The sequence below is a fragment of the Corynebacterium sp. HMSC075F02 genome (assembly GCF_001838335.1).
GTDB lineage: Bacteria > Actinomycetota > Actinomycetes > Mycobacteriales > Mycobacteriaceae > Corynebacterium > Corynebacterium jeikeium_D.
Window position 1 is genome coordinate 1 of the sequence record NZ_KV836327.1, and the last position, 2389, is coordinate 2389.

Annotated in this window: 1 protein-coding gene; it reads left to right on the forward strand. The window is 53.9% G+C overall.

Translation table 11 applies throughout. The features are described 5' to 3' along the window. The first annotated feature begins 429 nt into the window (after window positions 1-429). A complete protein-coding gene (locus tag HMPREF2920_RS09870; RefSeq protein ID WP_049189566.1) occupies window positions 430-1878 on the forward strand; it encodes a nucleobase:cation symporter-2 family protein in 1449 nt (482 codons plus the stop codon). Window positions 1879-2389 lie beyond the last annotated feature (511 nt).

Consider the following 2389-nt stretch of genomic DNA (forward strand, 5'->3'; position numbering starts at 1 on the left):
CGAAGACAACCACCCCAACCAGGGCAACCACCACATGAGCAGCAGAAGAAGACTCTACCTTCACTGCAAACACAAGTCAAACCGACCGTGAATACAAAGTAAACTCTCCCCCACATCACCACAACAAGCAATCACATCGCCCTGTCGCGCTGACCCCGGATACATTACACACACTTCACACATAAAGCGAACCCCCAGGTCACAATGACTTTCTTGGGTACTTTCGAGCTAATAGAAGACCATAACCCTAGAGTTTCACTTAAAGCTGTTCGGCAATGCGTTCGTTCACCGGCTTCTTACGCACACTCACGAGTTATCTCAGCAAAGTGACAAGTCTCGAGGCCTTCGTCGTAAAGCGAGATGGAGCGAAACCACCCCAATAGAAAGCTCCAGTGAGGAAAAGCTGGGCTAGGGAACTAAAGTCGAACTGTGACTACATCAACGAAGACCGATGCCCGGCCGGTCCATCCGGTCGATGAGTATCCGGGCCATGTGAAATTGCTTGTACTCGGCTTTCAACATGTGCTCGCCGCGTATGCAGGCGCGGTGGCAGTCCCGCTTTTCGTGGGCTGGGCACTTGTGGATGCCGGGCGTATGTCCCCATCCGATATTCCGCACCTAATTGCCGCGGACCTGTTTGTTGCCGGCATCGCCACCATCGTGCAGTCGGTGGGTATTTGGCGATTTGGTGTGCGGTTACCACTGATTCAGGGCTGTACCTTCTCTGCCGCCATTCCGATGGTCACTATCGGATCGCAATACGGCGTGCCCGCAATCTACGGTTCGGTGATTGCATCGGGCATTTTCATGATGCTCTTTGCACCGCTTTTTGCATCGCTTCTACGTCTATTTCCGCCGTTGGTCACTGGCACGGTGCTATTGATTATCGGTACGACGCTTATGCCAGTCGCAGCTGACTGGGTTGGTGGCGGTGCTGAAGTCAAGGACACTCCTGATTTCGGCACGCCCCAAAACTTGGCAGTAGCTGTGTTTGTGTTGGTCTTGATTCTCAGTATTGAGCGTTGGGCACCGGAATGGCTCGCCCGAATCGCCGTTCTAGTGGGCATGATTTCTGGGTTGCTGCTGTGCATTCCATTGGGAATGGTGGATTGGTCTGGGACTAAGGACTCACCAATCTTTGGGCTGACACATCCGTTCTACTTCGGCATGCCTGAGTTTGTCTTCTCGGCTGTATTTGCCATGTGCATTGTCTCGCTTGTGACTATGGTCGAGGCGACTGGAGATGTGCTTGCAATCGGTGAGATTACCGAGACCGAGATTGATAATCGCCGTATTGCCGACACACTGCGTGCCGACGGTGCTGCGACCGTGATCGGCGGTATTTTCAATACCTTCGAATACACGGCGTTTGCCCAGAACATCGGCGTCCTGTCCATCACGGGCGTGCGATCCCGATGGGTTACCGCAGCTGCAGGCGGAATGCTGCTGATTCTGGGACTGATTCCAAAGACGGCCGCTCTCGTTGCTGCTATCCCGGCTCCAGTTTTGGGAGGTGCCGGTATCGCCTTGTTCGGCATGGTCGCAGCATCCGGCGTCCGCACCCTATCCAAGGTTAAGTTCACTGAATCCAACGTGATCGTGGTTGGTATTCCGTTGGCACTGGCATTGCTTCCGGCTGTATCGCCCGAACTATTCTCCGGACTGCCGGCATGGGCACAAACGTTTATGGCCTCAGGAATCTGCGTAGGTTCCGTCGCAGCTATTATCTTGAACCTTTTGTTCAACACCGCCGACCGTGCACCGCACGCAGTTACTCCGAGCGCTCACGACACCTTCCGCGGAGGTATCAACTCTGAAGATAAGGACCACGACGGCTACGGCGACGTCCCGCCCGCTAAGCCAAGCAGTAATAACTAACTTCGGTACTTTGATTAGCGTGGCTGGATAGCTCAATCCCAGACCGCGCTGGCGTAATTAAATACAACACATTCCCGTATGGGCGCAGGCAATACCTCGCCCATACGGGATTTCCTTTTGGCGCGACCTTGGATGGCGCCGCGTTGTCTCGTAGGTAGGGCCTTAAGAATCAGGACGAATTCCAAATAAGCGTATGGATCCCTATTTGGACAGCTTGGCAGTAAAGCCCCATTGAAGCGCGGTATCTGCATGTCGGGATGAGTGGCTGTGGTAAACACAGAAGTGCAATAACTGAATCGGACATGCCAACAAGCTCAGTGCCAGAATTCGAGGAGCCTCCGACCGGTGTACTGCGCATCGGACCCTTCTAAGTACCCGCAATTAAGCCAAATCGGTAGCTACCCCGAGATATAAGCCACGACATTTGTCGATTAAATGTTGTTTACCCGTAGGTACAAAAGTGGGCCGCAGCCCCCAACCCCACACGGGAACTGGCTACCACGACCCACAC